19 protein-coding genes are annotated in these 17,560 nt (G+C 58.8%); 7 read left to right on the forward strand and 12 right to left on the reverse strand.

What is annotated here, in order from left to right; translation table 11 throughout:
- Positions 1 to 21 precede the first annotated feature (21 nt).
- From GOW04_RS14755 to rplO, 6 genes are all read right to left on the reverse strand, one after another.
- Positions 22 to 1,038 (reverse strand): DNA-directed RNA polymerase subunit alpha, encoded by a 1,017-nt coding sequence (locus tag GOW04_RS14755; protein WP_117870179.1) that lies wholly within the window; start codon positions 1,036 to 1,038, stop codon positions 22 to 24.
- 114 nt (positions 1,039 to 1,152) lie between these two features.
- On the reverse strand, positions 1,153 to 1,542 hold the full coding sequence (rpsK, locus tag GOW04_RS14760) for a 30S ribosomal protein S11 (RefSeq protein WP_008757289.1): 390 nt from the start codon (positions 1,540 to 1,542) through the stop codon (positions 1,153 to 1,155).
- A gap of 15 nt (positions 1,543 to 1,557) precedes the next feature.
- Positions 1,558 to 1,926: a 30S ribosomal protein S13 gene (rpsM, locus tag GOW04_RS14765; RefSeq protein WP_008757392.1), complete on the reverse strand. Its 369-nt coding sequence runs from the start codon at positions 1,924 to 1,926 to the stop codon at positions 1,558 to 1,560.
- A gap of 200 nt (positions 1,927 to 2,126) precedes the next feature.
- Entirely contained in the window at positions 2,127 to 2,771 is a 645-nt protein-coding gene (locus GOW04_RS14770; RefSeq protein WP_152456908.1) for an adenylate kinase, read from the reverse strand.
- On the reverse strand, positions 2,768 to 4,132 hold the full coding sequence (gene secY / locus GOW04_RS14775; RefSeq protein ID WP_152456907.1) for a preprotein translocase subunit SecY: 1,365 nt from the start codon (positions 4,130 to 4,132) through the stop codon (positions 2,768 to 2,770). The genes GOW04_RS14770 and secY overlap by 4 nt, the downstream gene beginning before the upstream one ends.
- Before the next feature lie 109 nt (positions 4,133 to 4,241).
- The gene (gene rplO / locus GOW04_RS14780) at positions 4,242 to 4,715 is read right to left on the reverse strand and encodes a 50S ribosomal protein L15 (RefSeq protein WP_152456906.1); all 474 of its coding nucleotides are present in this window, start codon (positions 4,713 to 4,715) and stop codon (positions 4,242 to 4,244) included.
- Positions 4,716 to 5,025: 310 nt separating this feature from the next.
- Here rplO and GOW04_RS14785 point away from each other — a divergent pair, with 310 nt between their 5' ends.
- The 3 genes from GOW04_RS14785 (at position 5,026) to GOW04_RS14795 (ending at position 7,599) form a co-directional block, all read left to right on the forward strand.
- Positions 5,026 to 6,060, forward strand: coding sequence for a fatty acid desaturase (locus tag GOW04_RS14785; protein WP_171233061.1), 1,035 nt, complete (start codon positions 5,026 to 5,028; stop codon positions 6,058 to 6,060).
- A 614-nt stretch (positions 6,061 to 6,674) separates the two neighbouring features.
- Positions 6,675 to 6,881 carry a cold-shock protein gene (locus GOW04_RS14790; RefSeq protein ID WP_152456904.1) on the forward strand — a complete coding sequence of 69 codons (207 nt, stop codon included), beginning with the start codon at positions 6,675 to 6,677 and terminating at the stop codon, positions 6,879 to 6,881.
- A gap of 163 nt (positions 6,882 to 7,044) precedes the next feature.
- A complete protein-coding gene (locus GOW04_RS14795; RefSeq protein ID WP_171233062.1) occupies positions 7,045 to 7,599 on the forward strand; it encodes a L,D-transpeptidase in 555 nt (184 codons plus the stop codon).
- Between the two features lie 18 nt (positions 7,600 to 7,617).
- On the opposite strand, the gene GOW04_RS14800 is transcribed toward GOW04_RS14795, so the two are convergent.
- Positions 7,618 to 8,244 (reverse strand): arylesterase, encoded by a 627-nt coding sequence (locus GOW04_RS14800; protein WP_171233063.1) that lies wholly within the window; start codon positions 8,242 to 8,244, stop codon positions 7,618 to 7,620.
- 66 nt (positions 8,245 to 8,310) lie between these two features.
- Between GOW04_RS14800 and GOW04_RS14805 the strand changes: the two genes are divergently transcribed.
- The gene (locus GOW04_RS14805; protein WP_171233064.1) at positions 8,311 to 9,006 is read left to right on the forward strand and encodes an ABC transporter ATP-binding protein; all 696 of its coding nucleotides are present in this window, start codon (positions 8,311 to 8,313) and stop codon (positions 9,004 to 9,006) included.
- Positions 9,003 to 11,531 carry an ABC transporter permease gene (locus GOW04_RS14810; protein ID WP_171233065.1) on the forward strand — a complete coding sequence of 843 codons (2,529 nt, stop codon included), beginning with the start codon at positions 9,003 to 9,005 and terminating at the stop codon, positions 11,529 to 11,531. The genes GOW04_RS14805 and GOW04_RS14810 overlap by 4 nt, the downstream gene beginning before the upstream one ends.
- 2 nt (positions 11,532 to 11,533) lie before the next feature.
- Here GOW04_RS14810 and GOW04_RS14815 read toward each other — a convergent pair whose 3' ends face one another.
- The gene (locus GOW04_RS14815; protein WP_170346430.1) at positions 11,534 to 11,980 is read right to left on the reverse strand and encodes an Rrf2 family transcriptional regulator; all 447 of its coding nucleotides are present in this window, start codon (positions 11,978 to 11,980) and stop codon (positions 11,534 to 11,536) included.
- 93 nt (positions 11,981 to 12,073) lie between these two features.
- Here GOW04_RS14815 and GOW04_RS14820 point away from each other — a divergent pair, with 93 nt between their 5' ends.
- The gene (locus GOW04_RS14820; protein ID WP_171233066.1) at positions 12,074 to 12,643 is read left to right on the forward strand and encodes a gamma-glutamylcyclotransferase family protein; all 570 of its coding nucleotides are present in this window, start codon (positions 12,074 to 12,076) and stop codon (positions 12,641 to 12,643) included.
- A gap of 49 nt (positions 12,644 to 12,692) precedes the next feature.
- Here GOW04_RS14820 and gltX read toward each other — a convergent pair whose 3' ends face one another.
- Positions 12,693 to 14,018, reverse strand: a complete 1,326-nt coding sequence (gene gltX / locus GOW04_RS14825; protein ID WP_171233067.1) for a glutamate--tRNA ligase — start codon at positions 14,016 to 14,018, stop codon at positions 12,693 to 12,695.
- Positions 14,019 to 14,093: 75 nt separating this feature from the next.
- Positions 14,094 to 14,528, reverse strand: coding sequence for a DUF1801 domain-containing protein (locus GOW04_RS14830; RefSeq protein ID WP_171233068.1), 435 nt, complete (start codon positions 14,526 to 14,528; stop codon positions 14,094 to 14,096).
- Between the two features lie 122 nt (positions 14,529 to 14,650).
- Between GOW04_RS14830 and GOW04_RS14835 the strand changes: the two genes are divergently transcribed.
- Entirely contained in the window at positions 14,651 to 15,583 is a 933-nt protein-coding gene (locus tag GOW04_RS14835; RefSeq protein ID WP_171233069.1) for an MBL fold metallo-hydrolase, read from the forward strand.
- A gap of 4 nt (positions 15,584 to 15,587) precedes the next feature.
- Here GOW04_RS14835 and GOW04_RS14840 read toward each other — a convergent pair whose 3' ends face one another.
- Both GOW04_RS14840 and GOW04_RS14845 read right to left on the reverse strand, forming a co-directional pair.
- On the reverse strand, positions 15,588 to 16,919 hold the full coding sequence (locus GOW04_RS14840) for an FAD-binding oxidoreductase (RefSeq protein ID WP_171233070.1): 1,332 nt from the start codon (positions 16,917 to 16,919) through the stop codon (positions 15,588 to 15,590).
- Positions 16,920 to 17,055: 136 nt separating this feature from the next.
- Positions 17,056 to 17,280, reverse strand: a complete 225-nt coding sequence (locus tag GOW04_RS14845) for a hypothetical protein (protein ID WP_254430164.1) — start codon at positions 17,278 to 17,280, stop codon at positions 17,056 to 17,058.
- Between the last annotated feature and the right edge of the window lie 280 nt (positions 17,281 to 17,560).

Below are 17,560 nucleotides of genomic sequence, written 5' to 3' on the forward strand. Positions count from 1 at the left end.
CGGGCATTGGGGAAGACGCGCTTAGAACGCGTCTTCGAATTTCTTGGCCAGATCTTCGATGTTGTCCGGCGGCCAATCCTCGACATCCATGCCCAGGTGCAGGCCCATGCCGGACAGCACTTCCTTGATCTCGTTCAGCGACTTGCGGCCGAAGTTCGGGGTGCGCAGCATCTCGGCTTCGGTCTTCTGGATCAGATCACCGATATAGACGATGTTGTCGTTCTTCAGGCAGTTTGCCGAACGGACCGACAGTTCCAGCTCGTCCACCTTCTTCAGCAGCAGCGGGTTGAACTCCAGACCATCGTCTTCGTCCTGGCGGCTTGCCGATTCCGGCTCGTCGAAGTTAACAAAGATCGACAGCTGATCCTGAAGGATACGAGCGGCAAAGGCCAGTGCGTCTTCCGGCGTGATCGAACCATCGGTTTCGATCTTCAGGGTCAGTTTGTCATAGTCCAGAACCTGACCTTCACGGGTCGGCTGAACGTCATAGGCGACCTTTTTGACCGGCGAATAGATCGCATCAATCGGGATCAGGCCGATAGGCGCGTCTTCGGGCTTGTTCTTCTCGGCCGAGACATAGCCCTTGCCGGTGTTGACGGTCAGTTCCATGAACAGGTCAGCGCCATCGTCGAGGTGGCAGATGACGTGATCACGGTTCAAAACCTCGATGCCGGCGCTTTCGCTGATGTCACCCGCAGTGACGACCGCGGGGCCCTTGGCATTGATCGACAGGCGCTTGGGGCCTTCGACTTCCATGCGCAGGGCAACCTGCTTGAGGTTCAGGATGATGTCGGTGACGTCTTCACGAACGCCTGCCACGCTCGAAAACTCGTGCAGGACGTTGTCGATCTGGACGCTGGTGATGGCCGCCCCTTGCAGCGAGCTCATCAGGACGCGGCGCAGGGCGTTGCCCAAGGTCAGACCAAAGCCACGCTCCAGCGGTTCGGCAACCAGGGTGGCCTGACGTGCAGGATCATTGCCCGGCTTGGCTTCCAGCTGGGTCGGCTTGATCAATTCTGCCCAATTCTTGTGGATCATGTAATCCCTCCATTCCTGTCCGCGCCCCATGACCAACAAGGTGCAGACGCCCGAGGTTCAAAATGACGTGCTGGGGCCGTGCAGAAACACAGCCCCAGCTCAATTCAAAATCGCTTAGACGCGACGACGTTTCGGCGGGCGGCAGCCGTTGTGAGCAATCGGTGTCACGTCGCGGATCGACGTGATGTTGAAGCCCACGGCAGCCAGCGCGCGCAGTGCCGATTCACGGCCCGAACCGGGGCCCTGAACTTCGACTTCCAGCGTCTTGACGCCATGTTCCTGCGCCTTCTTGCCTGCGTCTTCCGCAGCCATCTGAGCGGCGTAGGGGGTCGATTTCCGCGATCCCTTGAAGCCCATGGTACCGGCAGACGACCACGAGATGGCGTTGCCCTGTACGTCCGAGATCAGGATCTTGGTGTTGTTGAAGGTCGAATTCACATGGGCAACGCCCGATGCGATGTTCTTACGCTCTTTGCGCTTAACGCGAGTCTTGTCACGTGCCATCGGTCAGACCCTCCCTTATTTCTTCTTACCAGCGATGGCCTTTGCGGGGCCTTTGCGGGTACGAGCGTTGGTGTGGGTACGCTGACCGCGAACCGGCAGGTTGCGGCGGTGACGCAGACCGCGATAGCAGCCCAGGTCCATCAGGCGCTTGACGTTCATCTGAACTTCACGACGCAGGTCACCTTCAACGGTGAAATTTGCGTCGATGTGCTCGCGGATGGCCAGAACTTCGGCGTCGGACAGTTCGTTGACGCGACGGTGCGCTTCAATGCCCACGGCTTCGCAGATCGCTTTGGCCGAGGTGTTTCCGATACCGGTGATATATGTGAGGGCGATAGGTACCCGCTTTGCAGTCGGGATGTTTACGCCGGCAATACGTGCCACGTGTCACTTTCCTTTTCGTTGCGGTTCCGTAACTCCAGAACCTTTTTTCACAACGCTTTACCGTGGCAGTGTGGCCAGAGGGTTCAGCATTATTCGAGGTGGTCGGGGCGGTTGGGACGAATCCCGCACGCGGTCTTGATTCCCTTTAGGGATGGGGGTCGATATGGGCTTTTGGCGGTGCCGTCAAGCCCATATTGAAATCAGCCGAGAATGGCCTCGATCGACGCTGTGACTTCCTTGATGTCCGCCAGCCCGTTCACGGGGCGCAGATCGCCCTTGGCGTAGTAATAGCCGATCAGCGGAGAGGTCTTCTTGTAGTACTCCATCAACCGCGTGCGCAGACTGTCTTCGTTATCGTCGGCGCGACGAACGAAGTCATTTTCCTTGCCGCAGTTGGTGCACTTGCCGTCAGCCGGGATCGGCTTGGTCTTGTCGTTATAGACCTCACCGCATCCGCCGCAGGTTGACCGTGCGGTAATCCGCTCCACCAGAGCATCGTCATCCACGCGCATCTCGATCACGGTGTGCAGGGACTGGCCCAGCTTGGTAAGCAGAGCCGACAGCGCGTCGGCCTGCGCCAAAGTGCGGGGGAAGCCGTCAAAGATGAAACCGGCGCCTTTTTCGGTGGTCAGTTTTTCCTCAATCAGGCCGATCACGATCTCATCGGTGACCAGCTTGCCCGCGTCCATGATCGCAGCAACCTTCTGGCCCATTTCGGTTCCGCTGGTCTTGGCCTCGCGCAGCATATCCCCGGTGCTGAGCTGCACCATCCCGCGGGTCTCTACCAGGTGACGCGCCTGCGTTCCCTTGCCTGCCCCCGGGGGGCCCAGAAGAATGATGTTCATCGACGAGCAGCTCCCTTTCTGCCACGTTTCTTGCCTTTGCCGCGCAGCTGGGACTTTTCGATAAGCCCTTCGTATTGATGCGCCAACAGGTGGCTCTGGACCTGCTGGATCGTGTCCATAGTCACAGAGACGATAATCAGAACCGAGGTGCCACCGAAATAGAACGGAATGGCAAACTGGCCCCGCAGAATTTCGGGCAGAAGACAGACCGCCGCCAGATAGGCCGAACCCAGAACCAGCACGCGGTTGACCACGTATTCCAGATACTCGGCGGTTTTCTTGCCGGGCCGGATGCCGGGCACAAAACCGTTCTGCTTTTTCAGGTTGTCCGCCACATCATCCGGTTTGAACGACACGTTGAACGTATAGAAATAGGCGAAGAACACGATCATCGAGGCAAAGAACAGCAGGTAAAGCGGCTGTCCGGGGCCGAAATTGGCCAACAGCCACGACATGACCGGCCCGTTGGCAGCACCGGACGAGAAGGTCGAGATCGTGACCGGCAGCAGCAGCAGCGAGCTGGCGAAGATCGCCGGAATAACACCCGCAGGGTTGACCTTGACCGGCAAGTGGCTTGAGCCGCCTTCGTAGACTTTCATACCGGCCTGACGACGCGGGTACTGAATGTGGATCTTGCGCAGGGCGCGCTCCATGAACACCACAAAGGTGATGACCGCGATGACCATGACGATCACGCCAACGATCACGGCGGGGCTGATTGCACCGCTGCGGCCGCTTGCAAAGAACTGCGCCAGAGCAGCCGGAACTTCGGCAATGATGCCGACGAAGATGATCAAAGAGATACCGTTGCCGATCCCGCGTGCAGTGATCTGTTCACCCAGCCACATCAGAAACATTGTGCCGCCAACCAGCGTGATCATGGTCGACATGCGGAAATAGAGCCCCGGATCAGTCGCCAGATCGCCCGATTCCAGCGAAACGGCCAGACCATAAGCCTGAACGGTGGCCAGAGCCACGGTGCCGAACCGGGTATACTGGTTGATCTTCTTGCGCCCCTGCTCGCCCTCTTTCTTGAGCTGTTCGAGCGCGGGAACCATGGATGTCAGAAGCTGAACGATGATCGAGGCCGAAATGTAAGGCATGATGCCGAGGGCAAAGATACCCATCCGCCCCAGCGCCCCGCCGGTGAACATCGAAATCATGCCGCCGATGCCCTGCCCCGCCTGCTCCATGAATTCGCGCAAAGCTGCTCCGTCAATCCCCGGTACCGGAATAAAGGTGCCCAGACGATAGACGATCAGCAAACCCAGCGTGAACAGGATGCGGTTGCGCAGATCGGTGGCCTTGCCCAAAGCAGCCCAGCTTGTGTTGGCTGCCATTTGTTCTGCTGCTGATACCATAAATCGGTCTCTCTTATGCAAACGCCGCCCGAAACCGTTTTCCGGCTCGGACGGCGTCTTGGAAAACTCTGAGGTCTATGTAAGCGGGTCTTTGCCCGCTCACAAGCGATTACTCTGCCGCAGCAGCTTTTGTGACCTTCAGTGAACCGCCCGCTTTCTCGACTGCCTCGACGGCAGATTTCGAAGCACCGGTCACTTCCAGGTTCACCTTGGCGCTGATTTCGCCTTTGGCCAGAACGCGGATACCGTCCAGCTTGCGGCGCACCAGACCGGACGCAACCAGAGCGTCTTCGGTGATCGCAGCCGAAGCGTCCAGCTTGCCGGCGTCGACGAATTTCTGGATCAGACCCAGATTGATAACGGCGAATTCCTTGCGGTTCGGCTTGTTGAAGCCGCGCTTGGGCAGACGCTGGTACAATGGCATCTGGCCGCCTTCGTAGCCATTGATGGCCACACCCGAACGGGATTTCTGGCCTTTGATACCACGGCCACCCATTTTACCTTTGCCGGAACCCGGACCACGGCCGACGCGGGTGCGTTTCGGGCTGGCGCCTGGATTGTCGCGCAGTTCGTTCAGTTTCATGTCGCTTCTCCTAAGCCGGATATGACCCCGAAGCGTGATGGGCCAAACACGGCATTTCTTGGTTTTTGATTCTCGTGGCGGAAAGCCACCGCAGGCGTATAGGCCCGATAACCGCACTTGACAAGCCTGTAGATTGCCCTGCGCCCCGGGACGCCGGCATGAGGTCTTGAGCCCAGTGTTACGCAAAGGGCACCTCTGCCGGCCTTTGACCGAAAAGTGACCGTGAAATGCAGCGCCTTTAAGAAAAACCGCTTGCTATGTCGGGGTGGTCGTCTATCCGGTGGCCTACAAACACTAGACTGGCAGGCGTATGACTGAACCCTCTCTCTCGCTCCGCGACAAGCCGGAGACCACCGCCGCACGTGACTGGGTAACAACGCTTGCCAAATATCGCGAACCGGACCAAATGCGCAGCGCTTTTGAGCTGGGCGTAAGCATTGTCCCCTTTTTCGGACTGTGGGCATTGTCCTGGATGTCACTTTCAGTCAGCTATTGGCTGGCCTTTGTGATTTCCGCCCTCAATGCGGCCTTTCTGTTGCGGTTGTTTGCCATCCAGCATGATTGCGGGCACGGCGCATTCTTCAAAAACCGGGCCGTCAGCGACTGGATCGGGCGCGGCATCGGAGTTCTGACACTGACACCATATGATGTCTGGCGGCGCACGCATTCTACGCATCACAACAGTTCCGGCAACCTGGACAAGCGCGGGATGGGCGATGTCCACACCCTGACCGTGGCTGAATACCGCGCCAAAACACCACTGAACAGGTTCTGGTACCGCGTGTACCGGAACCCGATTACTCTGTTCGTGCTTGGCCCTGGCTATCTGTTTCTGTTTCAAAACCGCCTTCCGCTGGGTCTGACAGACAGCGTCAGGTTCTGGGTCAGCGCGATGGCGACCAATCTTGCGATTCTGGTTGCCCTTGTGGCCATCTACTATTTTGGCGGGCTGATGCCGATGTTGCTGATCTTCCTGCCGTCGACTCTGATTGCCGCAACGGCCGGAGTTTGGCTGTTTTATGTACAACACCAGTTCGAGAACACGCATTGGGACGCCGATGCAGACTGGCAACTGCATGAAGCGGCGCCGCACGGAAGTTCGCACTATATCCTGCCCTCGGTGTTGCAGTGGTTCAGTGCCAATATCGGCATCCACCATGTACACCACCTCTACAGCCGCATTCCGTTCTACCGTCTGACCGAAGTGCTGCGTGATCATGAAGAACTGGCAAACAGCAACCGGATGACCATCCGGGAAAGCCTCGCCAATGCGCGGCTTCACCTGTGGGATGAGAAGAACCGTCGTCTGTTGTCCTTTGCCGAGGCCCACGCACTTTATGGGTAACGGGCATGCCCGGCATTTTCGTCTCTGAAATCGCAGCGCATGCCTTGCATCAACGTCAGGCGTGTGGCGCGGGATAGTCTCCATCCATCGCGACGACTTTCTCAGGCGTGATGTTGGCAAAGAATGCGCGCGTCACAAACCGGTATTCAACCGGTGCAAACGCAGGCGCGACTAAGGTGCCTTCATCCCGATCGTGACTGGCTTGATCGCCCACGCCTGAACGGGAAAGCGATCGCGATTGACGCAACCCGCATCGCGCCCTGCATTGCAGTGAAAAAGGCGGTGACCATCTGGTGACATGAACACCACTCTGCACGACATCAGTGATAACGAGGATTGACCGTTCAACTTGTTCGTGGATGCTAGGCAAGGCTGCGGCACCGTGAAAGAAAACTAGCCTCCCCGGGCCTGTGGACACGGCGGAAATCCCTCATGCCTTTGTAGAAATCAAACAAAATCCCTTGTCACACCCCCGCCCCGATGCCATATGCAAAGTGCTTACGTTTTTCTATTCGACCTACTGTCTCCTTCATCGGCAGTCAGTCTATCGATACAGACCGACGACGCCAGGCTGCCGCAACTCCGTGGGCAGCACTCAAACAGGAGACACGGATATGCCAGCAGGCACCGTAAAATGGTTCAACACCACCAAAGGCTTCGGCTTCATCGCACCGGAAGAGGGCGGCAAAGATGTATTCGTACACATCTCGGCTGTCGAACGTTCGGGCCTGACCGGTCTGGCCGACAACCAGAAAGTCACGTACGAGCTGCGCGCCGGTCGTGACGGCCGCGAAAGCGCCGACAGCATCCAGCTGGCCTGAGCTTGATTTCGGGTGAGGGGATCCCCCTCGCCCCTTTCCCGCCACCACCTCGGGTGGCAGGCAGGACACATCACGTCCACGTGATGTCTGCCCTAGAATTGACCAAATATCGTATCATGATGAAATTGGTTTCAGTTTCTTTGGTCATTCGACGAGGGTTTCGATGTTTACACGCCGTATTTTTCTGGCCGGAACAGCAGCAAGCATGTTGCCGGGCATCGCCAGCGCCAAAAAAGCGGTCGAGTATGATCCAACGCCGCAATTCGTGCGCATCAAGAAACAGTTTGTACCAGGTCAGCTGCTGGTCGCGCCCCGGTCGTTCTATCTTTACTTCGTCACGGAACCTCGCAAGGCGATCCGCTATGGATGCGGCGTCGGAAAAGCGGGGTTGGAGTTTACCGGCACGGCCACCATCGATGTGAAAAAGGAATGGCCGACCTGGCGCCCGACCGATGAGATGATCGAACGTGATCCCGTCGCTTACTCCAAATTCAAGGACAACGACTATGTCCAACCCGGCGGCGGAGATAACCCGCTGGGCGCGCGCGCGCTGTATCTGTTCCAGAACGGTGTCGATACCTATTTCCGCATCCACGGCACGACGCAGCCGCAGACCATTGGCCGGGCGGTGTCCAACGGGTGCATACGAATGCTGAACGAGCATGTGATCGATTTGTACAACCGGGTCCCGATCGGAACAGTTGTCACGGTCGTCTAGGTGCCCATGGATGGGCGCCTATTCCGCTCGACCCGCCTGATCAACCAGCTTCAGAACGGACGGCCCCAGTGATTCAACGATCTTTGCCACCCCATCCGCGTTTGGATGAATTCCGTCCGGCTGCATGAACTGCGATACCGCACCGGGGTCGCCCTCGGCCGCAAGCCCTTCGAAGAAACTGGCGGCGAAGAGGACGTCGAACTCCTTCGCCAAGTCTGGGTACATTCCGTCGAAAGCTTGCTTGTAATCGGCCCCGTAGTTACCCGGCGCCTGCATACCGATCAGCAGAACCGGTACATTCACGCCCCGCGCCACGTCAAGGATCCTGCGCAGGTTGGCCTTTGATACGGCAGGGTCGATCCCCCGCAGCAGGTCGTTGCCGCCAAGGGCAACGATCATGCCATCCACATCCGGTGTCAGGGTCCAGTCCACACGTGCGGCCCCGCCCGCCGTCGTGTCACCCGAAACACCTGCGTTGATGATGCGGACATCCGCGCCCTGCGTCTGCAACCAGCGTTCAAGCTGCGGAACAAACCCGCTTTCCTCCACCAGCCCATAGCCCTGAGTCAGCGAGTCCCCCAAAGCCGCAATCACCACTTGTTCGGCTGTGACCGCAAAACCGCACCACGTGAAAAGGCCTGCCATCAAAGCCTTGCGCAACGTGGTGATCGCTCCATATCCCAAAAGACCGCTCCTTTTTCGGGTAGACCCATGACGACTGCTGTTCTCGCCCTCCAAGATGCCGCTTTGTCCCTGGATGGCAATGCCGGGCGGGTCGATATTCTGCATGACATTACGTTGACTGTGAACAAGGGCGAGACGCTGGGGCTAATCGGGCCTTCTGGCTCGGGCAAGTCTTCGCTGCTGATGTTGATGGCGGGGTTGGAACAGGCGACGCACGGTCAAATCATGGCGCTGGGTCAGGACCTGACCGACATGGATGAGGACGCTCTGGCCCGGTTTCGGCGCGACAGTATGGGGGTGGTGTTTCAGAACTTCCATCTGATCCCGACAATGACCGCGCTTGAAAACGTGGCAACCCCACTGGAACTGGCAGGGCACAAGGATGCGTTCGACCGGGCCGAGCAAGAGCTGGACGCCGTTGGCCTGTCGCACCGTCGCGATCATTACCCGGCGCAACTGTCGGGCGGAGAACAACAACGTGTTGCCTTGGCGCGAGCATCTGCACCACGTCCCCAAATCCTGTTGGCTGATGAACCGACCGGGAACCTGGACGAAACCAACGGGGCCGCAATTGTTGATTTACTGTTTGGTCTGCGCCGGAAATATGATGCAACCCTGGTTCTGGTGACACACAGCCATTCATTGGCCGAAAGATGTGATCGGGTCGTTCGGTTGCGTGACGGCAGGATCGCCGAAGAGACCCGGCAGGAGGCCGCGGAATGAGCCTGCGGATGGCCGGGCGGCTCGCCCGCCGCGAGCTACGCGGAGGCCTGAGCGGTTTTCGGATCTTTCTGGCCTGTTTGGCGTTGGGGGTCGCAGCCATCGCGGCCGTCGGGTCGGTGCGGCAGGCCATACAGGCTGGGCTTGCGCAAGAAGGGGCCTCGCTGCTGGGGGGCGATGCCGAACTTGAATTCACCTATCGTTTTGCCGATGAGGCAGAGCGCGCCTGGATGCAACAGACATCCGTCCAGATGTCCGAGGTTGTCGATTTCCGCTCGATGGCCGTTGTGCCCGGCGCGACAGGTCCGGAACGAGCGCTGACTCAGGTCAAGTCGGTCGACAACGCGTACCCACTTGTCGGCTCGGTACGGCTGGAACCCCAGATCCCGCTGGAAGACGCCCTGAACGGCAGTTTCGGCTTGCCTGGGGCCGTGATGGAACCTGTGCTGATGGACCGGCTTGGGTTGTCCGTCGGTGATCGGTTTTCACTTGGGACGCAAGAGCTCATCCTGACGGCTGCCTTGCTGGACGAGCCCGACAGCGCGGCGGATGGGTTTGGCCTTGGGCCGCGCACTCTGGTGCGAACCGAGGCATTGCAGGCGTCCGGTCTGCTGGAACCCGGAACACTGTTTTCAACAAAGTACAGGATGATCCTGCCCCGGAACGCAGATCTTTCGGATGTATCCGCAAGGGCTGACGCGGCATTCGAAGGCACGGGAATGCGCTGGACGGATGCACGCAACGGTGCCCCCGGGATATCCGAGTTCGTCAATCGCCTGAGTGCATTTCTTGTCCTTGTCGGGCTGTCCGGGCTTGCCGTCGGAGGCATCGGCGTTTCTGCCGCCGTGCGTGCTTATCTGGCGCAGAAGACAGAAACGGTTGCGACTCTGCGTACCTTGGGGGCCGATCGCGCCACCATTTTTCAAACCTACATGATTCAAATTGGCGTTCTGTCCGTCTTGGGGATCGCGATCGGCCTGACGCTGGGTGGATTGGCGCCGCTTGTTCTGGCCCCGCTGCTGGAAAGCCAATTGCCGGTTCCAGCAGTGTTTTCCCTTTATCCACAGCCGCTGATCGAGGCAGCAATATACGGTCTGCTCACAGCGTTCCTGTTCACCCTTTGGCCATTGGCCCGCACCGAAGATGTGCGCGCCGCGACGTTGTTTCGCGACGCGCTGAGCTCGGCCCGCCCCTTTCCACGTCTGATTTACGTCGTGGCAACCGGTGCCGGGCTGTTGTTGCTGATCGCCCTGGCATCATGGTTCAGCGGCTCGACGCGGCTTACTGTCTGGACCGGCGGCGGGCTTGTCGGTGCACTGGCGCTGTTGGCCCTCGCCGCTTATGCCATTCGCAAACTGGCCCGGGCTGGGACTTCGTTGGCCCGCGGGCGACCCACAGTCAGATGGGCGTTGTCGGCAATCTCGGACCCACGCGAAGGTGCAGGATCTGTGGTTCTGTCACTGGGGCTGGGCCTGTCGGTGCTGGCTGCGGTCGGGCAGATCGACGGGACCCTGCGCAACGCCATTTCGGGCAACCTGCCGGATGTTGCGCCGTCGTACTTCTTTGTGGACATCCAGAAAGATCAAATGCCCGGCTTCACCGAACGCCTGCAAAGCGACCCCGCGGTCAGCCGCATTGAAAGCGCGCCGATGTTGCGCGGGATCATCACGCAGATCAACGGCCGGCCCGCTCGGGAGGTGGCCGGAGATCACTGGGTGCTGGAAGGGGATCGCGGCGTGACCTATTCGGTTCAACCGCCGCCGAACACACGCCTGACCGCAGGGGAATGGTGGGACGAAAATTACGCAGGCGCGCCGCAGGTCAGCTTTGCCGCCGAAGAAGCCGAAGAGATGGGCCTGAACTTGGGCGACCAACTGACCGTCAATATCCTGGGGCGTGACATCACGGCAGAACTGACGTCCCTGCGCGAGGTGGATTTCTCTACCGCGGGAATGGGCTTTGTCATGTCGATGAACCCCTCTGCGCTGGCCGGTGCGCCGCACAGCTTTATCGCGACGGTCTATGCCGAAGAACAGGCCGAGGCGGCCATCCTGCGGGATCTTGCGGGCCAGTTCCCCAATATCACGGCCATCCGGGTGCGCGACGCCATTGATCGTGTCTCGGGCCTGCTGGCAGGCATCGCCGCAGCGACCTCGTACGGTGCAGGAGTATCGCTACTGACCGGATTTTTGGTTCTGATCGGCGCAGCGGCGGCGGGCGAACCTGCCCGCAGATACGAAGCAGCGATCCTCAGGACATTGGGTGCAGATCGTGGCAGTATCCTGCGCAGCTTTGGCCTGCGATCTGTTCTGCTTGGGGCCGCTGCGGGATACGTCGCGCTGTTCGTTGGCATTCTGGGCGGCTGGGCGGTTGCCACCTACATCTTTGACACAGAGTTCACGGTCATCTGGTCATCGGCCTTCGGCATCGTACTGGCCGGGATAGGCGTCACGTTATGTGCTGGGCTGGCATTTGCCCTGCGTCCACTTGCGGTGCGTCCGGCGCGCATATTGCGAGCGAGCGATTGAAATCAGCGCACGCAGGCCACGGGCTGCAAGAGCCTCAGCAACGGATCATTGTCACATACCAGCGCATCCAGGGTAACATCGTCCAGGGACGCATAGAACACCTCTGCCGCGTCCTGAAGCGCAAGCCTCAGCCGACAGGCATCCGTAAGAGGGCACGTGTTGTCAGCGTCGGCGAAACACTCGGCAATGGGCAAAGCCCCTTCAACATGCCGGAACACCGCACCGATGCGTATCTGATCCGCAGGGCGCGCCAGCGACATGCCACCGTTTCGACCGCGCTGCGTGCTCAGATAGTTCAGCTGGCTCAGCTGATTGATCACCTGCGCCAGATGGTTTTCCGAAATGTTGCACACTTCGGCGATTTCGGATTTCGTGACCAGCCTGTCCGGGTGAGCTGCGCAATACATCAACAGGCGCACAGCGATATTCGTCCTTTTGGTAATCCGCATGAGGGCCTCCCTAAATTCAAGATGCAACCTTATTGCATGTCCGGGAAAAAAGCGGTTTGACATACATCAATCGACCCAAAGGACACTTCTTGGATGGCCGACCCCTATTTCTTTGGCTATGGCAGCCTCGTGAACCTCGCGACGCATGATTTCCTCGATCCGCGCCCCGCGCGACTGAAGGGTTGGCGGCGGGCCTGGCGGCATACCGATCTGCGACCCGTGGCGTTTCTGACTGCTGTACCCGACCCGAAGTCAGAGATCGAAGGCATGATTGCGCATGTTCCCAATAATAACTGGGCCGCGCTGGATGAACGGGAATGGGCGTATGACCGAATTCCTGCAACGCAGTCGGTTTCACATCCCCTGACGCACGACGTCGAAATAGCTGTCTACGCCGTCCCGCAGGATCGGCACAGCCAGCCCAGCAATCACCACCCGTTGCTGCTCAGCTATATCGACGTTGTCGTGCAGGGTTACTTGCGGGCATTCGGCGAGGACGGCGCGGATCGATTCTTTGAGACGACAACCGGATGGGATGCCCCGATCCTGAATGATCGCGCCGAACCGCGTTATCCACGCCACCAGCAACTCAAACCTGTCGAACGTGATTTTGTCGATGACCGCCTGACAAGATTGTCGGTTCGGTTCGTACAGCCGGCATAAAAAAGGGCCACGCCGATGACGTGGCCCAGAAATTTTTTATGCCGCCACATTAGCCGCGCGCGCGGATCACCTGTAGCAACGGCATCAGCGCAGCCATTTCCGGGCCGCGCTCCATGCCGGTCAACGCTTTGCGCAGTGGCATGAACAGGCCTTTGCCCTTGCGACCGGTTGCCTCTTTCACGGCTTTGGTCCAGGTGCCCCACGTGTCACCTTCGAACGGACCTTCGGGCAGCAAAGCCATCGCCTGGGCAATGAATTCCCGATCTTCATCAGCGATCAGGGGATCGGCCCCATCACGGCACAGCTCCCACCAGCCCTTGAGATCGGCCAGGGTGGTGATGTTTTCGCGGGCCATGGCCCAGAAAGGTTCTGCCAATTCATCTGGAACACCGGCATCCGCAACGGCACTGGCCACATCTGACAGCGGCAGCGATTGCAAATGCCTGGCGGTCAGCGGAAACAGGTCCTGTACATCGAACTTGGTCGGCGCGGCGCCAAACCGGCTTACATCGAACCCTTCGATCAGCTCGGCCATTTCCGAGCGCAGCTCAACCGGATCAGACGAGCCCAGACGCGCCATCAGGCTCAGCAACGCCATCGGTTGCACCCCTTGTTCGCGAAGATCGCGCAAGGCCAGCGTGCCCAGCCGTTTCGACAATGCCTCGCCCTGCGGACCAGTCAGCAGAGAATGGTGGGCAAAGCGCGGACAACGCCCGCCCAACGCCTCGATGATCTGGATCTGCGTCGCCGTGTTGGTCACATGGTCTGAACCCCGCACGACATCCGTCACGCCCATTTCAGTATCATCCACAACCGACGCAATCGTATAGAGAACCTGACCATCGCCACGGATCAGAACCGGATCGGAAACCGAAGCCGCATCAATCGAGATGTCGCCAAGAATGCCGTCATTCCATTCGATACGTTCATGATCCAGCTTGAAGCGCCAGACGCCGTCGCCACGTTCAGCGCGCAGCTTCTCTTTCTCGGCCTCCGACAGGTTCAGCGCAGCGCGGTCATAGACCGGCGGCTTGCCCATGTTCAGTTGCTTCTTGCGTTTCAGATCCAGCTCGGTCGGCGTTTCGAACGCTTCGTACAAACGACCCATCGCGCGCAGCTTGTCGGCCGCTTCGGCATAGCGGTCCAGACGGTCCGACTGACGCTCGACCCGGTCCCAATGCAAACCCAGCCATTCCAGGTCCTGCTTGATGGCATCGACATATTCTTCTTTCGACCGCTCGGGGTCGGTATCATCGATGCGCAGGATGAACGTACCGCCTGCCTTGCGGGCAATCAGATAGTTCATCAGGGCGGTGCGCAGGTTGCCCACATGGATGTAACCGGTGGGCGACGGGGCGAAACGGGTGGTTGTCATGGGTGTCTCCTGTTGGCGCGGCTCTTGTCACATGGGGGCGTTTTTGTCCAGCCGCCGCTTGATCCATCAGGTGATTCAGAAAGGTTTCACCGGCCACACCCTGTCGAGGTCGTCCAATCCGGCGCGAATGAGTTCGCGCAAAACGCCCGTGTCGATATCCGCCAGTTTGTTGACGTAAAGACAGGACTTGCCCAGCTTGTGCTTTCCCAATCTGGCCATGAGTTCCGCAAAATCTGCGCAACCCGGCATGATGTAAATCACCAAAGCGGATTTGCGCGGCGAAAAACCGGTTGCCAGAAAGTCCCCTTCACGACCCGATTTGTAGCGATAGTGGTAGCGGCCATACCCGACGATCGACGGGCCCCACATGACCGGGCTAAACCCGGTGGTGGCGCGAAACAATTTGTCAAGCTGGTGCGCGTCTTCAGCACGGCGCGCCGGTTGAACCGTTCTCAGGAAATTCTCGACGCTTTGATCTGTCGGAACTGTCTTGTTGTCTGATCGCGCCATGAACAAAAATTAACACGTATTATTCATCCATGCACCCCATCTGAATGGCGTATAAACTGGCAAGAGACTCTCGACGCCCTAACTGCAACAATAACAATGATGTCCTGACAGGGAGAACGAAGATGACAATAAAACTTTCACGCCGCGCCGCTTTGGGAAGTGCCGTCGCCTTGCCGTTTGTAGCTGCGGCCGCACCGGTTCTGGCCGCCAGCCCGGAAACCAAAGCAAACTCGACAATCGCCAGGTCATTTCATATTGGCGATTTCACGGTCACGACCCTGCTGGATGGCAGCTTTCCACGCGACGGAGCCAAAGAGATTTTTGGGGGCGGAGCGACGGACGAAGAATTTGGCACGGTTTCGGCTGAAAACTTCATTCCGGCAGACGTCGCACAGTTTTTCTTTACCCCCTCACTGGTCAACACGGGATCAGAGCTGGTTCTGTTTGATACCGGTCTGGGGCAAGGTGGCATACAGGCCGCGCTGGCAGATGCGGGCGTGACCCCGGATCAGATCGATGTGGTCGTGATAACGCATATGCACCCTGACCATATCGGTGGCATGACCACCGAAGGCGCGCCCACCTTCGCCAATGCGCGCTACGTGACGGCTTCTCCGGAATATGATTTCTGGGCTGCGCAGGACGCAGGCAATCGTGTGGGCGATCTGGTCGCTGAAAAAGTCACACCGTTGGCCGAGAAAATGACCTTTGTCGAAGACGGGGGCGAGGTTGCCTCGGGCATTACCGCAGTGGCCGCTTATGGCCACACACCGGGCCACACGGTCTACCATTTGGAAAGCAACGGGCAACGTCTGGTGCTGACGGCGGATCTGGCCAACCACTATGTCTGGTCTTTCGCCCATCCAGAATGGGAAGTCCGGTTTGACATGGACAAGGCCGCAGCCACTGCCGCACGCCGCGATGTTCTTGGCATGCTGGCTGCCGACAAGGTGCCTATGGTCGGCTATCACATGCCCTTCCCCGGCGCCGGGTATGTTGAGACCCGTGGAGAAGGCTTTCGCTTTGTCCCGGTTAGCTACCAGATGATGGGCTGAGCGTTCAGTACCCCGGATCCGGCCGCACTTTTGAACCGTCACTGAACCGCGACAAGCGAAAAGCGGCCGGGTCCACGCAAGCCGTTGTTTCGGCAACCAGATCAGCCATCAGCCGCCCCGCCCCGGGGCCGATTCCAAAGCCATGGCCTGAAAACCCCGTGGCAATGTACATTCCCGGCAGATCATCCACGCCCGAGATGACGGGAATCGCATCCGGCGTCACATCGATCATACCTGCCCAGCTTTGTACGATCTCGCCTGTTTGCACAGCGGGGTATCCCTTGCATGCACTGGCCCAGGCGCGTCGCAACGTTTTTTGAGACGGCTCAGGGTCTAGGATCCGGCACTTTTCGAACGGCGTCACATCGGTTGGCAGCCATCTCCGGTCCTGTTTTGCTTCGATCGTCCAGCGTTTGGACAGGCGAAAGCGCAGAGATTTCCACTCCTGTACAAAAGCCGGCAGGAACTGCATCGCCAATCGAAAACTGTCCGGCACGATGTCCACAGTATTTTCGTGACCAGACGCAATTGTGTAACCGCCATCGGCCCGTTTTCGGATCGCAAAGTCATCCGACCACAACGACGTCTCGGGCCCCTCTGCGATGGGGGATGTGCGCAGGACCGTATTCAGAACCTTCAGCTGCGGCAGTTCGATCCCCGCATTGCCTGCAAACAGGCGCGACCACGCACCCCCGGCCAGAACGACGCGGCCGCTGGCAACTTTGCCGCGCTCGGTGAAAACACCGGCGATACGTCCAGCCTGAACGTCCAAACTGCGCACGGCGCAGTTCGTCATGATCACCGCGCCCCGAGCCCGCGCGGCTTCGGCAATGGCGGGGGCTGTCCATTGAGGTTCGGCACGACCGTCCTGCGGCATGTACAAAGCGGATTCAAAGCCCAATTGGTTGCCGTGCAAAAGGTCTGCCAACTCACCGCCCGAAACCATCCGCGCGCCGGTCTGCAATCCTTCGACATGGTGCAGCCAACGTTCCATGTTGCCGGTATCCCGCCTGCCGGATGCGCCAAAAAGGATACCGGATCGGGTGTAACCTGTCTTGCGGTCCAGCCGGTCATCGAGCGTCTGCCAGATGCACAACGATTCCTGCATCAGGGGTATCTCTCTTGGGTCCCGCATCCCAAGACGGACCCAGCCCCAATTGCGTGAACTTTGTTCGGCTGCAATCTGCCCTTTTTCGCACACAAGAACCGAAGCGCCCCGCTCTGCCAGTTCCAACGCGGTTGAAACGCCGATGACTCCGCCGCCGATGACCACGACATCAACGGTTTTGGGCAGGGCAAGATCAGGTTCTACAGGAGTTGGTTTGGGCGCGGTCATCAATAGGCCTTACTCTGTCGCTTGGACCGCTATGGAGACCAAAAGACAAAGCATGGGCAATACAAACTGCCACCGCAACATACGATTTTCGGCATCTGTGACCCAGACGCCTGAGGTTAAAAGCGCGGGCCGAAGGTTACGCTGCGCCGGACAGTTCCGCCCATTTCTGGCGCAAGATCGCGGACAACCGGTTTTCCTTCAGCGCCGCTTGCGCGGATACGTCTTCCTGAGGAAGCAATTGCGGAAACTCTGGCCGCAACATGGCCGCTTTCTGATCTTCCGACTGCCGCTGTTCATTCAACAAATCGGCAATTGCTGCATCCAGCTTTTTTTCATCCAATTCTTGCGGCGGAGATTCCATTGTGCGCCATTTCAAAGGCGCATGAAGCGATCTTTCATAATCCTCGTACATTTTAACACCAAACCATTCACTCAGACATCCAACCCCGGATACGCTGCGTTCGCCACATTCAGCCTTCGCCATCAACGGCAATGCGTCGCATCCGCCCCACATTGGGCAACTTCCAAGCAAAAATGTGTCAGAAAAATGTCACCCAAGCAAGCCAGGGATGGCCTTTTTCGCACGGTTGCGCGGGCTTTGCCCCTCGATCAAGGAACAATGCACAACACGGAAACTTCAC

The sequence above is a fragment of the Ruegeria sp. HKCCA4812 genome, from assembly GCF_013034245.1.
Lineage (GTDB): Bacteria > Pseudomonadota > Alphaproteobacteria > Rhodobacterales > Rhodobacteraceae > Ruegeria.